Raw genomic sequence first — 15,991 nt, 5'->3', positions numbered from 1 at the left:
ATCCAAGAAACAGCGCTTGCGCTATCGCAGTCCCAACATCCCCAAACAGTGATCGCTCACAACCCCCTCAATTTTAGACGAACTGACAAAAGCCCTTTGGGCATCCAAGAAACAGTGCTTCGCTATCGCACCCCAATATCCCCAAACCGTTTATCATGGAATAAATCAACGCTAAAAATCACTAACTCAAAAAACGTAAAGATATATGGATAATAAAAGTAAACAAATTTACAATTACACTGTACTTCTAGAAAAGGAACAAGATGGTGGTTATCATGCCTTTTGTCCTGTTCTCAAAGGTTGTCATTCTCAAGGAGATTCTTTTGAAGAAACAATTGAGAATATTACAGAAGCTATTGAATTATATATTGAAAGTTTAATAGCTGATAATCAACCTGTTCCTAAAGAGGATTTAATTGTTAAACCATTAAGTATTTTATTATGAGTAATTTACTAAGTATAAAAGCTAAAGATTTTATTAGGGTTATCGAAAATTTGGGTTTTTATTTTGACAGACAAAAAGGTAGTCAACTCCCAAAATCCCCAAAAACGAACTGACAAAAGCCCTCCGGGCATCCAAGAAACAGCACTTCGCTATCGCATCCCCACATCCCCAAAGCGAACTAACAAAAGCCCAGAGGGCATCCAAGAAACAGCACTTCGCTATCGCACTCCAACATCCCAAAAACTATTCCTAGGTCGCGCTTCGCTATCGCTATCGTACTTTATTTCTGGATCGGACAAACCTCAAAAGCCAATTCGTGGCGATAAAAACATACATTAAATTCTGCAAAAAAGTTCATGTGACCTAAAATGACAGGTACATCTGTTGATTGAGTCCACGCAAAGGCAAGTAAAACAGGTGCAAAATTGGCTACTGTCCCAGTTAAAACTAGCCCTCGTGAGTCAGTATGAGCAAGATTTCCACTTAGTGGAATTTGAACGGTTTGACTTTCCCAGACTGCTCCTAACTGTAATCCAATTTCGTAGGGTAAGACATTAACACTAGCACCCGTGTCCAATAGAGCCATAACTTCTATTGAACGTTTTCCATTAGTCAAGATTAGCGGCAGATATGGCAAGATGCTAGAACGACCAGAACGGTCAGTGCGTTCTGTAAATGAAAAGCGATGACCACCAAGCATTTTATACTCCCTGTGCCTCTACCAAAAGCTGAGACAAAGCTTGAACAGCTTCATGATCTGCTTGAGGTGACCATACAACCGCCTCAGTAAGAGTTAGTTGATTCATCAGCATATTTTCATGATGCTCATTAATAGCGGTGTCCAGGCTACACCCTTCCTCTTTAGCTACTGCAAGCAAAAGAAAGTGTATAAGTCGAAGCTTATCTTGATGTGTTAGTTGACTAACAGTTGGTAGAAGTTCGCTAAGAGGCATATTAAACATCAGGTTTTGCTATCTGATTTAGATCATAGCATCTTCTTAAACAGCGATCGCACTCCCACATCCCAAAAACGATTCCTACGGAGCGCTTCGCTATCGCACCCCAACATCCTCAACAAGCGATTCCTACGGAGCGCTTACGCTATCGCACTCCCAGATCCCAAAAACGAACTGACAAAAGCCCTCCGGGCATCCAAGAAACAGCGCTTGCGCTATCGCTCTCCCAACTTATTCCTAAATTTTTATCATAACCAATTTTCTAATTTAAGTCCTTCAATTCTTAATAAATCAGAATCATTAGAAACGAGAATTAAATCGCGCACAATTGCTGTAGCTGCTATTAAAATATCAGCATCTTGGATAGGAGTACCTTTGGCTTTTAATTTGACATGAATTTCACAGGATTTTTCAATAATTTCTAAATCATCTAAAAATAATGTTTGATATTTTTGAAAAAAAATATGAAATTCAGACAATTGCTTGACAGCATTAATAGATAAAAGTCCTCTTTTGATTTCATAATAAGTGATGCAGCTAATAAATACCATTCCTCCCTGAATATTGATTTCTCGGAGTTTATTATCTACAATGACATTTTTTTTCAAAATGTAACTAACGATATTTGAATCTAGTAAATAATTCACGGTTTTATTTTCCTGCTACTGCTGCATCAAAGATTGCTATTTCTTCTGGTGTTAAATCGTTTAATGTCCCAGCAACAGCATCTAATACAAGAATTTTATCAATTCTTCTGGTTAAATCATGTTCTTGAATTGCTCTCATTTCTTCTGGTGAAAATCTGCTGAACAATTCTATTAACATTTCAGTCATTTCGTGTTGCTCTAATTTCACCATGTAAAAGCTACTACCTCGAATTAGTTTATCTACAACATGAGAAATGCGTTCTCTTAGTTCTTGTTGATAGTCGGTTAATTGTTCTTGCATGATGTTTACTCTGTTGGTAGGTTGGAAAAATCTAATTCTTATTTATATTATATCGTTCAATAAATTAATTTTTTAATAATAATCCCCAAACAGCGATTCCTATGGAGTGCTTACACTATCGCTCACAACCCCATAATTTTAAACGATTCCTACGGAGCGCTTACGCTATCGCACTCAACATACCCAAAAGCGAATTGACAAAAGCCCTCCGGGCATCCAAGAAACAGCGCTTCGCTATCGCTCTCCCAACTTATTCCTAAACAGCGATTCCTACGGAGCGCTTACGCTATCGCTCACAACTACCCCAATTTTAAGCGATCACCTCCGGTGGGCGGGTACGCCATCGCTATTCCAACGTATTCCTAGAGTGCGATCGCTCTCTTTTAGTAGACATCATCATGAGAACCTATATTTAAAATAACCACTATTTCTTCACCAGTTTCATCATCTTTTTCTATAGAAAAAATAATCCGACAGTCATATCCACAGGAACAAGCACGTAAACCATCAAACTCACCTTTTAACTGATGGGTAGCAAGACTAGCAGCAAATAAATCTGTTTCCATTTGCTGCAATGTTTCCTCAATACGTGCTTGTAAATTCTGATCATGTTTGATGAACTTTCGCAAAGACCGCTTGAAGCGAGAAGTAAGAACCAGTTTTCTCATTATGTTTCATTAGTATTTAAGTAAGTTCTCAACTCAGCGATCGCTTCAGTTGCGGTTTGAGGTTTAAGATTACCAGTTCTAAATTCAGCTAGTGCTTGCTGTGATGAACTTGCTAATTCTTTTCGTCGCATATTAGCTATTCGACGTTGTAGGATATTAATTAGTAGTTCTTGTTGATCAAGTGGTAGGTCAGTCACTAGATTGAGAACTTCTTCAAATGTGTTAATTTGTTGCATAAATGCTCTCAACTGAATTACTTTATTTATTTTAGTATTTCTCTTGTAGCTTTGCTAATAATAAAATACAATATCGCACTCCCAACATCCTTAAACAGCGATCGCACACAACCCCTAATTTTAAACGATTCCTACGGAGCGCTTCGCTATCGCACCCAACATCCCAACAGCGAACTGACAAAAGCCCAGAGGGCATCCAAGAAACAGCGCTTGCGCTATCGCACTCCCACATCCCAACAGCGATTGCCTGTCGTTATCACACTATTTTCTTTTAACTGGTATAATCATTCCTATAGTTCACTGTTCAAAGCAACTATGCAAATTAAAGAAATGACGGCGGAACAGTTACAAAACTTAATCCGTAACACAGTAGATGAAATGCTAGATGAATACTTCGGTGATCCTGATGAGGGTAAGGAAATCAAAGAATCATTTAAGCAAAGTTTATTGGAAATCCGGCGTAAACGTCAAGAAGGAAGACCTACTATTCCTTTATCTGGAGTTTATAAAAGGTATGGGATAGAACGTTAAATGAGTTATTATGTAAGTTTTGAATCAGAGTCTATCACTGATTTAGATAATTTAGATCAGGTTGTGCGTCTGCGGATTCTGAATAAAATTCAATGGTTAAGTGTCAATTTTGAGCAGATAACTCCTCTATCTCTTACAGGTCAATGGTCAGGTTTTTATAAGTTAAGAGTGGGTGATTATCGAGTTATTTATGAGTTAGATATAGAAGAACTATTAATCATTATTATTAGAATTGGTCATCGTAGAGAAATTTATTATACTCAAGAAGTTCATAACTTGCGTTTTTACATCCATATATTCCCTTTAAGCAAAAGCTCAAATTGTGACCTTGAGAAGTATAGATCAACATTCCCAGACAGCGAACTGACAAGTCAGTGCTTGTGCGATCACACCCAACAACCCAAAAACGAACTGACAAAAGCCCTCCGGTCATCCAAGAAACAGCGCTTGCGCGATCGCACTATGGAAAATTTTTGTAGAATCCTTCGCGACTTTCTATTTTGAGAATTTCAATAACTTCTTCATTCCAGAAGATGCCGATACGGTAACTGTAATCAAATTTAATGCGATAGTATCCTGAAAAGCCTTTTAGTGGTTCAAGATCGGGGATTTCGGATAGTGTTTGAGAAGTTTCAATTACTTCAATGCATTTTCTAACTTTTGCGAGAATTTTTTGGTCGTTAATTTTATCTAGATCTTTTTTGAAGCGTTTGGCAATTTGATACTTCATGAAGGCAAACTCTCCAAGAGAGATTGAGACTCTAATTCAGATAAAAAACCTTCTTTACGAGAATCTTCACAAGCTAAATAAAAAATAAAGTCTTCCAATTCAGAGGAATTATTTTGAAATAAAAGCTGTAGAAAACCTTGTCGAATTTCCAGGGGTAAGGTTTGAAATAGGCTATAAAAACCTGTGCTAGTTAGCAAAGATTCTCTAATTTCTGCTTGACTCATGGTTGTTTGTTTCCTTGTCTACGACAGTCTTTGTTTAAATTATATCGCCATTAAGCTTTATAAAAAAATCAGCGATCGCAATTTTAGACGATCGCTCTCCACATCTCCCAAAAACGATTCCTACGGAGCGCTTCGCTATCGCACTCCCAACTTATTCCTAAATAGCGATCGCTACTTCAATCGCTAAGAATCTAGCTATCGGTTGGGTACAGTGATTTGTTAGATGATCGCTTGATAGGTAGCTTAACAACTTTACGCCCCTGGGCAATTTGCTTTTTTCGTAGATCATCAAATATTGCCTTGAGGTCATAATTGAAAGATTTTGCGTATTCTCCTCTATATTTGTGAATTTCTTCCACAATTTCGTCTTTATACATAGTTATTCTCCTAGAAGTTTAAATCCTATAAACTCATAAGGGGTACAAACAAATGGTAGCTCATACCCAAGCTCAAGGCTAATTTGGGAGAGCTTTCTTTGGATTTGGGCGTTTGCCATGTGCTTACAGTTCCATGTTAGTAGGTAGTCTAAACCATAAACTGTTGCTAGTGCAATGTGTAAAGCATCGTTAGAGGCTTTGGGAGGTAGGTTGCTTTGTTGTAAGAACTCTTGGGCTAGGAAGATCGCTTCTTCTGTTAGATCAAGAAAAATCAAAGACTGTAGCAAGTTCCGTCTTTGATCTGCAATTGTTGGATCTCCTCTCGATGCTTCATCTTCGACAATTTCCGAGACATAAAGAACTAATAAACTACTATACTCATCCCACCAGTCTCGTGTGGTCTTGATATTGGCGGCAAGAATCAGGTTTTCCGTTGGTCTAGCGGTCAAATGTCCCAAAATACTGGTTTCAATATAGACAGTTTCATTCACGACAATACTAGGATATCGATGTAGTCTTGATCTTACCGCATTTAATCTTCTTTCCAATGTTGTTGGGTTTCATACTTAAACCTACAAGAGCAGCGATCGCACACAACCCCAATTTTAAACAACCGCACCCCCAACATCCCCAAAAGGCGATCGCACCCCAACATCCCCAAACAGCGAACTGACAAGTCAGCGCTTGCGCTATCGCACTCCAACATCCCAAAAAACGATCGCTCTCCCAATATCCCAAAAACGATCGCACACCGAAATCCCAAAAAACGATCGCACCCCAACATCTCCAAACAGCGATCGCACACAACCACCCTAATTTTAAGTGATCGCACTCCCAACTTATTCCTAAATGGCGATCACATTAGATTAAAGAAAGTTGTGTAATTTCTTCATTGACATTTAATTTGCTTTTCGTTTCAGACTGAGATAATGTTTTTTGAGTGGTTCTAGGTTTGTTTGCTCTAGGTTTGTGAGAAACATATTTATACTCAGAAGTATAATACCAAATATATCTCACTGGTTTTTCTAATTTTATAACTTTACCTGATTCTACCGCTAGTTTTAGCCAATCTTGTAACTGTTTTTTATGAACTGTTTTAAAATTAGAATGCTCTAAAATATTTTCAACAGCTAAGGGAGTTTGTAATATTTTCTCTAATTTAGATAATACCCAACTTTCAAAAATATTATCTTCTTTCTCTTTATCTTCTTTATCCAAATTTTGATTTATTTCTGTGTTGATAGTTAAAGTATTTTCATTAATTTCTTCTTGAAGAATATTGAATTGTTCTTGTTGATGTTCTACTATATCTCCATTAATTTCATGTTCATGGGAAATCATAATGTCTTCTTGTTGATATTCAATATTTTGATCATCAATAAATGGCAAATCTGGAGTAATTAATTCAGATTCTTGCACATTGAATGAATTGACTACATTTTTATTTACTAAAATATTTTCAATAGATTGATTAAAAAGATAAAAATTAGGGATATTGGGAATTTTGACAAGTTCTAAAAAATTAGCACCTTGTTTTAAATGTTCTCTTAATTCCATTAAAAGACGACCTAAAACATTTGCACCAACTAATTGATTATCTTCAGTTGGTATTGCACCCCAAAAATCATCTTTACTGGAATCTTCTACTATAGCTTTATCACCCGTTTGTAATAATAATTGTCCAAATTTTTCCCAATTTTGTACCAACTTAACTCGTAAACACCAGCGCATGATATTAACTCTTACCTTATCCCAATCTTGTCGAGATTGATGTCGATAAGGTTTACTTTTCATCTTAGCTGTCATGGGACTATTTTGAGCAATAATTAATTGTTGCACTTCGGGAAGATGTGGAAAACGGCAAGCCTGATATAATGCTTCTGATGTGAGTATGTTGACACCATTAACTTTTAAGTTATAACCTCCAGCCATATTTGATAATCCACCAAATGCTTCTTTGGTTTTACGAAAGGTTATACATTCATTTCTGTTGTATATTCTTATTTGGGAAGATTTCATGATTTTACCTCTAAAAATCAGTTAATACGGTATGACATAATTTGTTGATTCATTTACTTTTCGAGGAAATAAAGGATACCATTTACTAAAAGGATGATTAGGAGAATAAGTTGTGTCACCCCACCAAAGAACCAACGGACAGTTATTAGCAATATTTCTATAGGTAATAAATACTGAACCAAAACCAAGAGATTCTAAATACTCATAACCCATAGGTCGCATAGAAGGTTTACGGTTTTCTGGTAAAGATGCTATGTAAGCTCCTTTTCTTAAAAAAGCTGATTCTACAATATTCCTAGCTTTAGGAGTAGAGAATAATGTCTCTGTGTTAGGTACTCTATCAGGACGAAATAATCTTGGATTAACAGATTTTTTTGCAGAGTTTTCATTAACTATTTTAACAAAATTATTTACTAACTCATCATCAAAAATTTCTTTTGACCATAAGCATTCATATATTTCCTGATTTCTGGATATATTATTATCAAATTTTAAAAAAGATCCAGTCTTGACAGATACCGATCTTCGTTGCGCTAGTGGTATTAATTTCCGATCAATATAATAACTTACACCAGAAATATGACGACCTAAAAAAATCAAATAAATAGTTGTATTAGGAATAGCTTGATTGAACCATCTTTCAATATCATAGTAAACTGTACTTCCAGAAAATAGACAATCATCTAAATATATATAACCAAGAGGTTGTGAAGATGCTTGATTAATGGTAATTCCATATTCACGTATCGTAATTTCATTAGCTAATTTCAGTAAATCTTTTTGACTACTTCCTTTGCGCTGAATATCTAGGAACTGGAAGTAGGGAATTACCCCTGAAGGATTTTTACCAAAAATTATCTCAGATGTTAAAATCTCATTTAGAAAAGATTCAGCTTGAGATTTAGATATATAATACTTACTCAGCAGATAACTCATTTCCGCCAGAATAATTAATTGTTCATCATTATCAAACTGGGATACCCACCTATCAATGTGATCAGTGGTCATAGGAGGAATTTCACTGAAGCGATAATCGCTAATAGTGGTGGCTATTGATTCTAGTAAATTTTGGCGATTCATTTGAGATATTCTTGTTAAACGATTAAAAAATTGACAGTTAAAGCATTCATTGTCATATCCTCATTGAATGTTCAGGGAGAAAATTTAACTATCTCATATCCTATTCTATATTATTAGTTACCAATTAATAGCAACTACCCTAATTTTCGGCGATTCCTTTTGATCATATAAATCAATTATCTGTTATGTTCAGAAGTCGGGGATCTGGTTGATAACTGATTTAACATACTTAAAACGTCCATTCATGATCTGGATCATCAAGTGCAGCAGTAACATTTGCTAAATTTGCTAATTCAAAAAGATTAGGATTGTACCCAAATGCTGGATACAGTTGATTTGCCCAGCATTGTCTCCAATCTTGAATAATGTTTGGAATCACCCTAGCTTCATTAACTGGAGCAGTAATAAGGCATCGGCGTGCGCGAAGTAAATTATCTGTTCGGCTTCCTGGACACATACCGATCTTCCGAGTCATAAGTATTGTTCTTGCTTGGTTTCCACTAGGTAAAGTTTCATCCCAATTTTCAGGCCACTCATATACGTGCTTAAAATAGTTGGCTGCGGTATCTATAATCGCTATCTTACTAAGATTGGTTGATGGGTCAGTCTGTGCATAAGTTGACATTTTGTCAATCTTATTCGATGGTATCAAATCTAGCGCACGTTCATCTTTTCCTAACTCCAATAATATTGATATCGTTTGTGTAATTGCGGCTTGACCAAGTACAAAGGCAGAACCGATTAATAGTCCCATTTCATCATGATAATGCTCTGTTTCAACTGTCCAGTATTTCCTAGCAGCCCATCCACCCTTCTCACTCATTTGCGCCTTGGCTTCATCAACTGCGTCTGCTATCGTATCTGCCACCCCCTGAATAGGAAATATCTCAAAGGGATCTGCAAGTTGTTCAAGAAGCCATTCTGTTCCTCGTGCAAGAGCCATATTTATGCAGAAAAATTAAGCGATCGCCCAACCCAAAACCAGAATATCACAATACTGTCAGCGTGAAACTTTTACTACATAAAATACTATTCATGTAAACATAATTTACAAATAAAAGCTAAATACTTTATTCTTTATTAAGATTCATTAATAAATATGATGTTTTTTATATCATTTTGTGTCATGTAGGGGACAAAATCCCCACAGAATCAGAGTTTTCTGATAAAAAACACTTATTGCCGAAAAAAATCATGAAGTTAGTAGCGGCATCAACCGTGAATAACTTCTTGTAGAGAACACGCCTCAAAGGAGCTTATTTCAATGTTCACCCACGTCAAGTCCACCATTCGTCATATTGCGCCTGATAACTTACGCGGACGTAATTTAATCAAGGTGGTCTATGTCGTGCTAGAGTCCCAGTACCAGAGTGCCTTGTCGCAAGCGGTTCGGACGATTAACGCCAACCACCCAAACCTGGCGATTGAAATCAGTGGTTATTTGATTGAAGAACTTCGTGATCCAGAAAATTACGCAGAGTTCAAACGGGAAATGGAGAGTGCGAATGTATTCATTGCCTCACTGATTTTTATCGAAGACTTAGCACAAAAAGTAGTAGCCGCCGTAGAACCACACCGCGATAACTTAGATGTTTCCGTGGTTTTTCCCTCCATGCCAGAAGTTATGCGCCTCAATAAAATGGGTAGCTTCTCTTTGGCGCAATTGGGTCAATCTAAGAGTGTTATTGCCCAATTCATGCGGAAACGCAAGGAAAAATCCGGTGCAGGCTTCCAAGATGGAATGCTGAAACTATTAAGAACACTACCCCAAGTGCTGAAATTCCTGCCAATGGAAAAAGCACAGGACGCAAGAAATTTCATGCTCAGTTTTCAGTATTGGCTAGGTGGTTCTCCAGAAAACCTGGAAAACTTCTTACTAATGCTGGCTGATAAATATGTATTTAAAGATGTAGACAAACAAAATCTGCCTTCTTCATCATATCAAGCGCCGGTCGTATATCCAGATTTGGGTATTTGGCATCCTTTAGCGCCGAGTATGTTTGAGGATGTGAAAGAATATCTCAACTGGTACACAGCCCGCAAAGATATATCCAAGGATTTAAAAGACCCCTTAGCGCCTTGTGTGGGACTGGTTTTACAACGTAGTCACCTAGTTACAGGTGATGATGCCCATTATGTCGCCATTGTCCAGGAATTGGAATCACGAGGGGCAAAGGTTCTCCCTGTGTTTGCTGGTGGTTTGGATTTCTCTAAACCGATAGAAGCTTATTTCTACGAACCAACTACTAAAATGCAGTTAGTAGATGCAGTGGTATCTTTAACTGGTTTTGCTTTGGTGGGTGGACCAGCTAGACAAGACCATCCTAAAGCTATTGAAGCATTAAAACGGTTAAATCGTCCTTACATGGTGGCGTTGCCCTTGGTCTTCCAAACCACCGAAGAGTGGCTAGATAGCGATTTGGGGTTACATCCCATTCAAGTGGCTTTACAGATTGCTATACCTGAACTTGACGGGGCAATTGAGCCAATTATATTATCAGGTAAAGATGGGACAACGGGGAAAGCGATCGCTCTCCAAGATAGAGTAGAAATAGTCGCTCAACGTGCTTTAAAATGGGCAAATCTCCGCCGTAAACCCAAACTTGACAAAAAAGTTGCCATCACCGTTTTCAGTTTCCCCCCCGATAAAGGCAACGTGGGAACAGCCGCATACTTAGATGTATTCGGTTCTATCCATGAAGTGATGAAAGGGCTAAGAAACAACGGTTACGACGTGCAGGACATTCCAGAAACCGCCCAAGAATTACTAGAACAAGTCATCCACGACGCACAAGCACAATACAACAGTCCTGAACTGAACATAGCTTACAAAATGTCCGTGCCAGAATATGAAGCACTGACACCATACTCCCAACGCTTAGAAGAAAACTGGGGACCACCTCCAGGAAACTTAAACAGCGATGGACAAAATCTCTTGATTTACGGGAAACAATTTGGTAATGTATTTATTGGTGTACAACCAACATTTGGTTATGAAGGCGACCCCATGCGGTTGTTATTCTCCCGTTCTGCCAGTCCTCACCACGGGTTTGCAGCTTACTACACCTATTTAGAACGGATTTGGGGCGCTGATGCTGTGTTACACTTTGGTACACATGGCTCATTGGAATTTATGCCCGGTAAGCAAATGGGGATGTCTGGCGATTGTTACCCAGATCAACTAATTGGCTCAATTCCCAACCTGTATTATTACGCAGCCAATAACCCCAGTGAAGCCACAATTGCCAAACGTCGCAGTTATGCAGAAACCATTTCTTACCTGACACCACCTGCGGAAAATGCTGGTTTATACAAAGGTTTGAAGGAACTCAGCGAGTTAATTGCTTCTTACCAAACTTTGAAAGACACTGGACGCGGTGTTTCCATTGTCAATTCCATCATGGATAAATGCCGCATTGTCAATCTGGACAAAGATATTCACTTACCAGAAACCGATTCTAAGGATATGTCCTCAGAAGAACGGGATAACATTGTTGGTAACGTTTATCGTCGGTTGATGGAGATTGAATCACGGTTGTTGCCTTGTGGACTGCACGTAATTGGTAAACCTCCTACTGCCGAAGAAGCGATCGCTACTTTGGTCAACATTGCTAGTTTAGATCGTCAAGAGGAAGAACTGCAAGGCTTACCCGGAATTATCGCTAATAGTCTGGGACGCAACATTGAAGATATCTACAAAAACAACGACGCGGGAATTTTGGAGGATGTGCAATTACTCCAAGATATCACCCTCGCTACCCGTGCGGCTGTCACAGCTTTAGTACAGGAACAAATTGACGCAGAAGGTAGAGTTTCCCTAGTTTCCAAGTTGAATTTCTTCAACATGGGTAAAAAAGAACCTTGGGTAGAATCTCTGCATCAATCAGGTTATCCCAAAGTTGACACTTCTGCGTTAAAACCCCTGTTTGAATATTTGGAATTTTGTCTAAAACAAGTTTGTGCAGATAACGAACTCGGTGGACTTCTCCAAGGTTTGGAAGGTGAATATATCCTCCCCGGACCCGGTGGTGATCCTATCCGTAACCCAGACGTTTTACCAACCGGTAAAAATATACACGCCTTAGATCCCCAATCTATCCCCACATCTGCCGCAGTCCAATCAGCGAAAATCGTCGTTGATAGGTTGTTAGAACGGAACAAGTCTGAAAATGATGGAAACTGGCCAGAAACCATTGCCTGTGTCCTCTGGGGTACAGATAACATCAAAACCTACGGTGAATCCCTAGCCCAAATTATGTGGATGGTGGGAGTGCGTCCAGTTCCCGATGCTTTGGGAAGGGTGAACAAGTTGGAATTGATACCTTTAGAAGAATTGGGAAGACCCAGAATTGATGTTGTAATTAACTGTTCTGGTGTATTCCGCGACTTGTTCATTAACCAAATGAACCTACTTGACCAAGGTGTGAAAATGGCTGCTGAAGCTGATGAACCTTTGGAAATGAACTTTGTCCGCAAGCACGCTTTGAAACAAGCGGAGGAAATGGGGATAAATCTGCGTCAAGCTGCAACTCGCGTTTTCTCTAATGCTTCTGGTTCTTATTCTTCTAACATTAACTTAGCGGTTGAGAATAGCACTTGGGATAGTGAAGCTGAGTTGCAAGAAATGTATTTGAAGCGCAAATCTTTCTCTTTCAATTCTGATAATCCTGGTGTTATGGATGAGTCACGGCAGATTTTTGAAACTACTTTGAAAACTGCTGATGCAACTTTCCAAAATCTCGATTCTTCGGAAATCAGTTTAACAGATGTTTCCCATTATTTTGACTCAGATCCGACTAAGTTAGTGGCAAGTCTGCGTGCAGATGGCAAGAAACCATCTTCTTATATTGCAGATACAACTACAGCAAATGCACAGGTCAGAACTTTATCAGAAACTGTGCGTTTAGATGCGCGGACGAAGTTATTAAATCCCAAATGGTATGAGGGGATGTTGTCTCACGGTTACGAAGGTGTGCGCGAACTTTCTAAACGGTTGGTAAATACCACCGGTTGGAGTGCGACTGCTGGTGCTGTGGATAACTGGATTTATGAGGACACGAATGAGACTTTCATCAAAGATGAGGAAATGCAAAAGCGTCTCATGAATCTCAATCCTCATTCTTTCCGCAAGATTGTTTCTACTTTATTGGAAATGAATGGACGCGGTTATTGGGAGACTAGCGAGGAGAATTTAGACAAGTTAAGAGAGTTGTATCAGGAGGTGGAAAATCGGATTGAAGGAATTGAGTAAACATTCTCAGTCTGGATAACGCGTATCAATTTTAGGGACACGGATATCTGTGTCCCTATTTTTTATGTATTTATGATGACAAATTAATCACTCAGAGTAACCAACTGTTTTGAGATTATTATTTCAGTTGATCTCTTGACATGACATCATATTGTGATATCATGGTAGTTAGGTCGTAACCAAATACAAGTTAAGGAAAGGTGTTAACAAAACAATGAAACGTTCTGTAAAGCTAGGTTCAACGCTTTTATACTTAATATGTGATGTCAGTAGCTTCATTGAAAGGTTGCAACTTTCTTTAGCTTGGCTGGCTTATGAACCAGTAGTAACATCACCGGGGAGTAATGAATGGATCTCAACAATAAACAAAGAAAAACTTTAGAATTAATTTTTACAAATCCTGTACCAGCAAATATTATTTGGCAAGATATTGAAAGTCTATTTACAGCTTTAGGTGCTTATATTAGTCAAGGAAGCGGTTCACGAGTAGGAGTTAAATTAAATGATGTTAAAGGTCATTTTCATGAACCACATCCAGAAAAAGAAACCGATAAAGGAGCGGTAAAAGCAGTGAGAGAATTTTTGACAAAAGCAGGAATTGAACCATAACTAGTTAGTTAATTTATAATTTATCCATATTGAAGATTTGGGGCAATAAAAAAAATTGCCTCAACCACAACAAAATCGAGTTAAGGTTATTAAAGTTATGTTGACTTACAAAGGATATACAGCATCAATTGAAGTAGATGTAGAAGCAGGAATACTTTTTGGTCGTGTTCTAGATATTAATGATGTTGTTACTTTTAAAGCTAAAACTGTCGAAGAAGCACGTCAAGAATTTGAAACTTCTATTGATGGCTATCTAGCTTTTTGTGAAGAATTAGGAGAAGAACCTGATAAACCTTTTTCTGGAAAATTACCATTTCGTACAACACCAGAACATCATCGGAAAATTTTTATTGCAGCTAAAAAAGCTGGAAAAAGTATCAATGCTTGGATGGATGAAATGTTAATCAATGCCGCTGAAAAATCAGTCAAAGCATAGATTATTATATGGATAATATAACGTTGTATCTACCTTCATCAATTCAAATAACATATAATCAATTTTTTGAATTATGTCAAATCAATGAATTAATCAAAATTGAACGTAGTGCTGATGGTAGTCTGATATTAAAGCCTTTATTGGGTGGTATATCTAGCAATATTAATGCTGGTTTAACTGCTCAATTAGCAAATTGGAACGATGATAAATCACAAGGTGTAGTTTTTGGTTCTGATGTCGGTTTTATTTTACCAAATGGTGCGATTCGTTCTCCTAGTGCTGCTTGGATACAGTTAGAAAGATGGGATGCTTTAAGTGATCAGGAAAAACAAAAATTTCCTCCCTTATGTCCTGATTTTGTAATTGAGTTACTTTCTCCTAGTGATAGTTTGAAGACGACACAGGAAAAGATGAAGGAATATATAGATAATGGTGTGCGTTTGGGTATATTAATTAATCGTAAATCTCGCCAAGTAGAGATTTATAGACCAGGAAAAGAGGTTGAGGTTTTAGATTCTCCTACTACGGTTTCGGGGGAAGATGTTTTAAAGGGGTTTGTTTTGAATTTGGGGATGATTTGGTAGTTTATTCTTGTATAGAATTATTTAGTTGTTAATAATGATGCAAGTAAATTTGATATTTGTAAATGTTAATTTTTGAATTATAGAAAAAGAAATTTTATGTCTTTTAAAGGCTTTAGTAAAAAAGTTGAAAAACAGAAGCAATTGAGAAAAATCAATAAAATTAAGAAAAATCTTGAAAATACTGAAACAGTAAAACAAAAAGCAATATATTTTGGTAAAAAAATTACTGATGATTGGATAAAAATATCTAATTCAATTAGATTGAAATCTGAGCAGCACTATGGAAAAATTCTAATAGAATCTCGTTTATTAATGATTGCAGCACTGACGGACTTGCTACTTTATAGAGCTGGTATTCCTGGAAATACAAATGAACAATTAGGAAATATATTACAACTCATAACTATCTTTTCACAAGGACAATTCTATACTGAAAAACTGATTTCAGAAGGACAGTATGTTAAAGCATCTGCCGTAATAAAACAAGAAATAGAAATAATTGCTCGTATTACGGAATTAAAAAAAGGAGTTGCTAAAGATGGGAGAACTCCAAATGTTAAATATGCGCCTCCTACATTTAATGAACATTATGGTGATATGAATAATATAGCCCATATTTCTAAACCAAATATTCTAGCTGTTTTACATTCAATTGACGGAGGTACTTTCAGCGCAACATCAATTACACCTATTTTTAACGGAAATCTTGCTAAGAATCTTTATGAAATACATCTTATTATTTTTTACAATATTATTATAGAGTCAATTGAGTTATTTCAACAGTTATATCCAGACGATTTGGAATTGGTTTTACCTGCTTGTAAAATACTTGAAATTATTGTTGATTATTTTAAAACAGCAGGAATTATTAAAGATAATGAACTAAAGTAATAAATA

General features: G+C 37.2%; 23 protein-coding genes. 10 read left to right on the top strand and 13 right to left on the bottom strand.

The window, feature by feature from the left end:
* Both VB711_RS25375 and VB711_RS25370 read left to right on the top strand, forming a co-directional pair.
* Positions 1-213: hypothetical protein (locus VB711_RS25375; RefSeq protein ID WP_323289209.1), on the top strand; the 213-nt coding region annotated here is incomplete at its 5' end.
* A complete protein-coding gene (locus tag VB711_RS25370) occupies positions 206-445 on the top strand; it encodes a type II toxin-antitoxin system HicB family antitoxin (protein WP_271776606.1) in 240 nt (79 codons plus the stop codon). The genes VB711_RS25375 and VB711_RS25370, both read left to right, overlap by 8 nt.
* Positions 446-725: 280 nt before the next feature.
* Here VB711_RS25370 and VB711_RS25365 read toward each other — a convergent pair whose 3' ends face one another.
* From VB711_RS25365 to VB711_RS25345, 5 genes are all read right to left on the bottom strand, one after another.
* The gene (locus tag VB711_RS25365; protein WP_323289208.1) at positions 726-1,145 is read right to left on the bottom strand and encodes a hypothetical protein; all 420 of its coding nucleotides are present in this window, start codon (positions 1,143-1,145) and stop codon (positions 726-728) included.
* A 504-nt stretch (positions 1,146-1,649) separates the two neighbouring features.
* Positions 1,650-2,048, bottom strand: a complete 399-nt coding sequence (locus VB711_RS25360; RefSeq protein ID WP_323289207.1) for a type II toxin-antitoxin system VapC family toxin — start codon at positions 2,046-2,048, stop codon at positions 1,650-1,652.
* A 4-nt stretch (positions 2,049-2,052) separates the two neighbouring features.
* Positions 2,053-2,349: a hypothetical protein gene (locus VB711_RS25355; RefSeq protein WP_323289206.1), complete on the bottom strand. Its 297-nt coding sequence runs from the start codon at positions 2,347-2,349 to the stop codon at positions 2,053-2,055.
* Positions 2,350-2,732: 383 nt separating this feature from the next.
* Positions 2,733-3,017, bottom strand: a complete 285-nt coding sequence (locus tag VB711_RS25350; protein WP_323289205.1) for a type II toxin-antitoxin system mRNA interferase toxin, RelE/StbE family — start codon at positions 3,015-3,017, stop codon at positions 2,733-2,735.
* On the bottom strand, positions 3,017-3,253 hold the full coding sequence (locus tag VB711_RS25345) for a hypothetical protein (RefSeq protein ID WP_323289204.1): 237 nt from the start codon (positions 3,251-3,253) through the stop codon (positions 3,017-3,019). Before VB711_RS25345 ends, VB711_RS25350 begins: the two co-directional genes overlap by 1 nt.
* A 51-nt stretch (positions 3,254-3,304) precedes the next feature.
* Here VB711_RS25345 and VB711_RS25340 point away from each other — a divergent pair, with 51 nt between their 5' ends.
* Positions 3,305-3,784: a hypothetical protein gene (locus tag VB711_RS25340; RefSeq protein ID WP_323289203.1), complete on the top strand. Its 480-nt coding sequence runs from the start codon at positions 3,305-3,307 to the stop codon at positions 3,782-3,784.
* Positions 3,785-4,288, top strand: coding sequence for a type II toxin-antitoxin system mRNA interferase toxin, RelE/StbE family (locus tag VB711_RS25335; protein ID WP_323289202.1), 504 nt, complete (start codon positions 3,785-3,787; stop codon positions 4,286-4,288).
* On the opposite strand, the gene VB711_RS25330 is transcribed toward VB711_RS25335, so the two are convergent.
* Positions 4,245-4,514 carry a type II toxin-antitoxin system RelE/ParE family toxin gene (locus VB711_RS25330; protein WP_323289201.1) on the bottom strand — a complete coding sequence of 90 codons (270 nt, stop codon included), beginning with the start codon at positions 4,512-4,514 and terminating at the stop codon, positions 4,245-4,247. The two genes, VB711_RS25335 and VB711_RS25330, sit on opposite strands and share 44 nt — an antisense overlap.
* Positions 4,511-4,738: a hypothetical protein gene (locus VB711_RS25325; protein WP_323289200.1), complete on the bottom strand. Its 228-nt coding sequence runs from the start codon at positions 4,736-4,738 to the stop codon at positions 4,511-4,513. The genes VB711_RS25330 and VB711_RS25325 overlap by 4 nt, the downstream gene beginning before the upstream one ends.
* Here VB711_RS25325 and VB711_RS25320 point away from each other — a divergent pair.
* Positions 4,737-4,925 carry a hypothetical protein gene (locus tag VB711_RS25320; RefSeq protein ID WP_323289199.1) on the top strand — a complete coding sequence of 63 codons (189 nt, stop codon included), beginning with the start codon at positions 4,737-4,739 and terminating at the stop codon, positions 4,923-4,925. The two genes, VB711_RS25325 and VB711_RS25320, sit on opposite strands and share 2 nt — an antisense overlap.
* A 4-nt stretch (positions 4,926-4,929) precedes the next feature.
* Here the strand turns inward: VB711_RS25320 and VB711_RS25315 are convergent, their stop codons facing one another.
* The 6 genes from VB711_RS25315 to VB711_RS25290 form a co-directional block, all read right to left on the bottom strand.
* Entirely contained in the window at positions 4,930-5,115 is a 186-nt protein-coding gene (locus tag VB711_RS25315) for a hypothetical protein (RefSeq protein ID WP_323289198.1), read from the bottom strand.
* Between the two features lie 2 nt (positions 5,116-5,117).
* Entirely contained in the window at positions 5,118-5,606 is a 489-nt protein-coding gene (locus tag VB711_RS25310) for a type II toxin-antitoxin system VapC family toxin (RefSeq protein WP_323289197.1), read from the bottom strand.
* Between the two features lie 41 nt (positions 5,607-5,647).
* Positions 5,648-5,947, bottom strand: a complete 300-nt coding sequence (locus VB711_RS25305) for a hypothetical protein (protein WP_323289196.1) — start codon at positions 5,945-5,947, stop codon at positions 5,648-5,650.
* Between the two features lie 29 nt (positions 5,948-5,976).
* Positions 5,977-7,134, bottom strand: a complete 1,158-nt coding sequence (locus VB711_RS25300; protein ID WP_323289195.1) for an NADAR family protein — start codon at positions 7,132-7,134, stop codon at positions 5,977-5,979.
* 21 nt (positions 7,135-7,155) lie between these two features.
* The gene (locus VB711_RS25295; protein WP_323289194.1) at positions 7,156-8,214 is read right to left on the bottom strand and encodes a hypothetical protein; all 1,059 of its coding nucleotides are present in this window, start codon (positions 8,212-8,214) and stop codon (positions 7,156-7,158) included.
* A gap of 229 nt (positions 8,215-8,443) precedes the next feature.
* Positions 8,444-9,157, bottom strand: a complete 714-nt coding sequence (locus tag VB711_RS25290; RefSeq protein WP_323289193.1) for a hypothetical protein — start codon at positions 9,155-9,157, stop codon at positions 8,444-8,446.
* Positions 9,158-9,478: 321 nt separating this feature from the next.
* Here VB711_RS25290 and VB711_RS25285 point away from each other — a divergent pair, with 321 nt between their 5' ends.
* The 5 genes from VB711_RS25285 (at position 9,479) to VB711_RS25265 (ending at position 15,985) form a co-directional block, all read left to right on the top strand.
* Positions 9,479-13,465, top strand: a complete 3,987-nt coding sequence (locus VB711_RS25285) for a magnesium chelatase subunit H (RefSeq protein ID WP_323289192.1) — start codon at positions 9,479-9,481, stop codon at positions 13,463-13,465.
* Positions 13,466-13,813: 348 nt separating this feature from the next.
* Positions 13,814-14,074: a type II toxin-antitoxin system HicA family toxin gene (locus VB711_RS25280; RefSeq protein ID WP_323289191.1), complete on the top strand. Its 261-nt coding sequence runs from the start codon at positions 13,814-13,816 to the stop codon at positions 14,072-14,074.
* Between the two features lie 97 nt (positions 14,075-14,171).
* Positions 14,172-14,510, top strand: a complete 339-nt coding sequence (locus VB711_RS25275; protein WP_323289210.1) for a type II toxin-antitoxin system HicB family antitoxin — start codon at positions 14,172-14,174, stop codon at positions 14,508-14,510.
* Positions 14,511-14,518: 8 nt separating this feature from the next.
* Positions 14,519-15,094 carry a Uma2 family endonuclease gene (locus VB711_RS25270; RefSeq protein WP_323289190.1) on the top strand — a complete coding sequence of 192 codons (576 nt, stop codon included), beginning with the start codon at positions 14,519-14,521 and terminating at the stop codon, positions 15,092-15,094.
* A 96-nt stretch (positions 15,095-15,190) separates the two neighbouring features.
* Positions 15,191-15,985, top strand: coding sequence for a hypothetical protein (locus tag VB711_RS25265; protein ID WP_323289189.1), 795 nt, complete (start codon positions 15,191-15,193; stop codon positions 15,983-15,985).
* Positions 15,986-15,991 lie beyond the last annotated feature (6 nt).

This window comes from Cronbergia sp. UHCC 0137, assembly GCF_034932285.1.
Taxonomy (GTDB): Bacteria; Cyanobacteriota; Cyanobacteriia; order Cyanobacteriales; family Nostocaceae; genus Cronbergia.
This window is presented reverse-complemented; position numbering and strand designations above follow the sequence as displayed.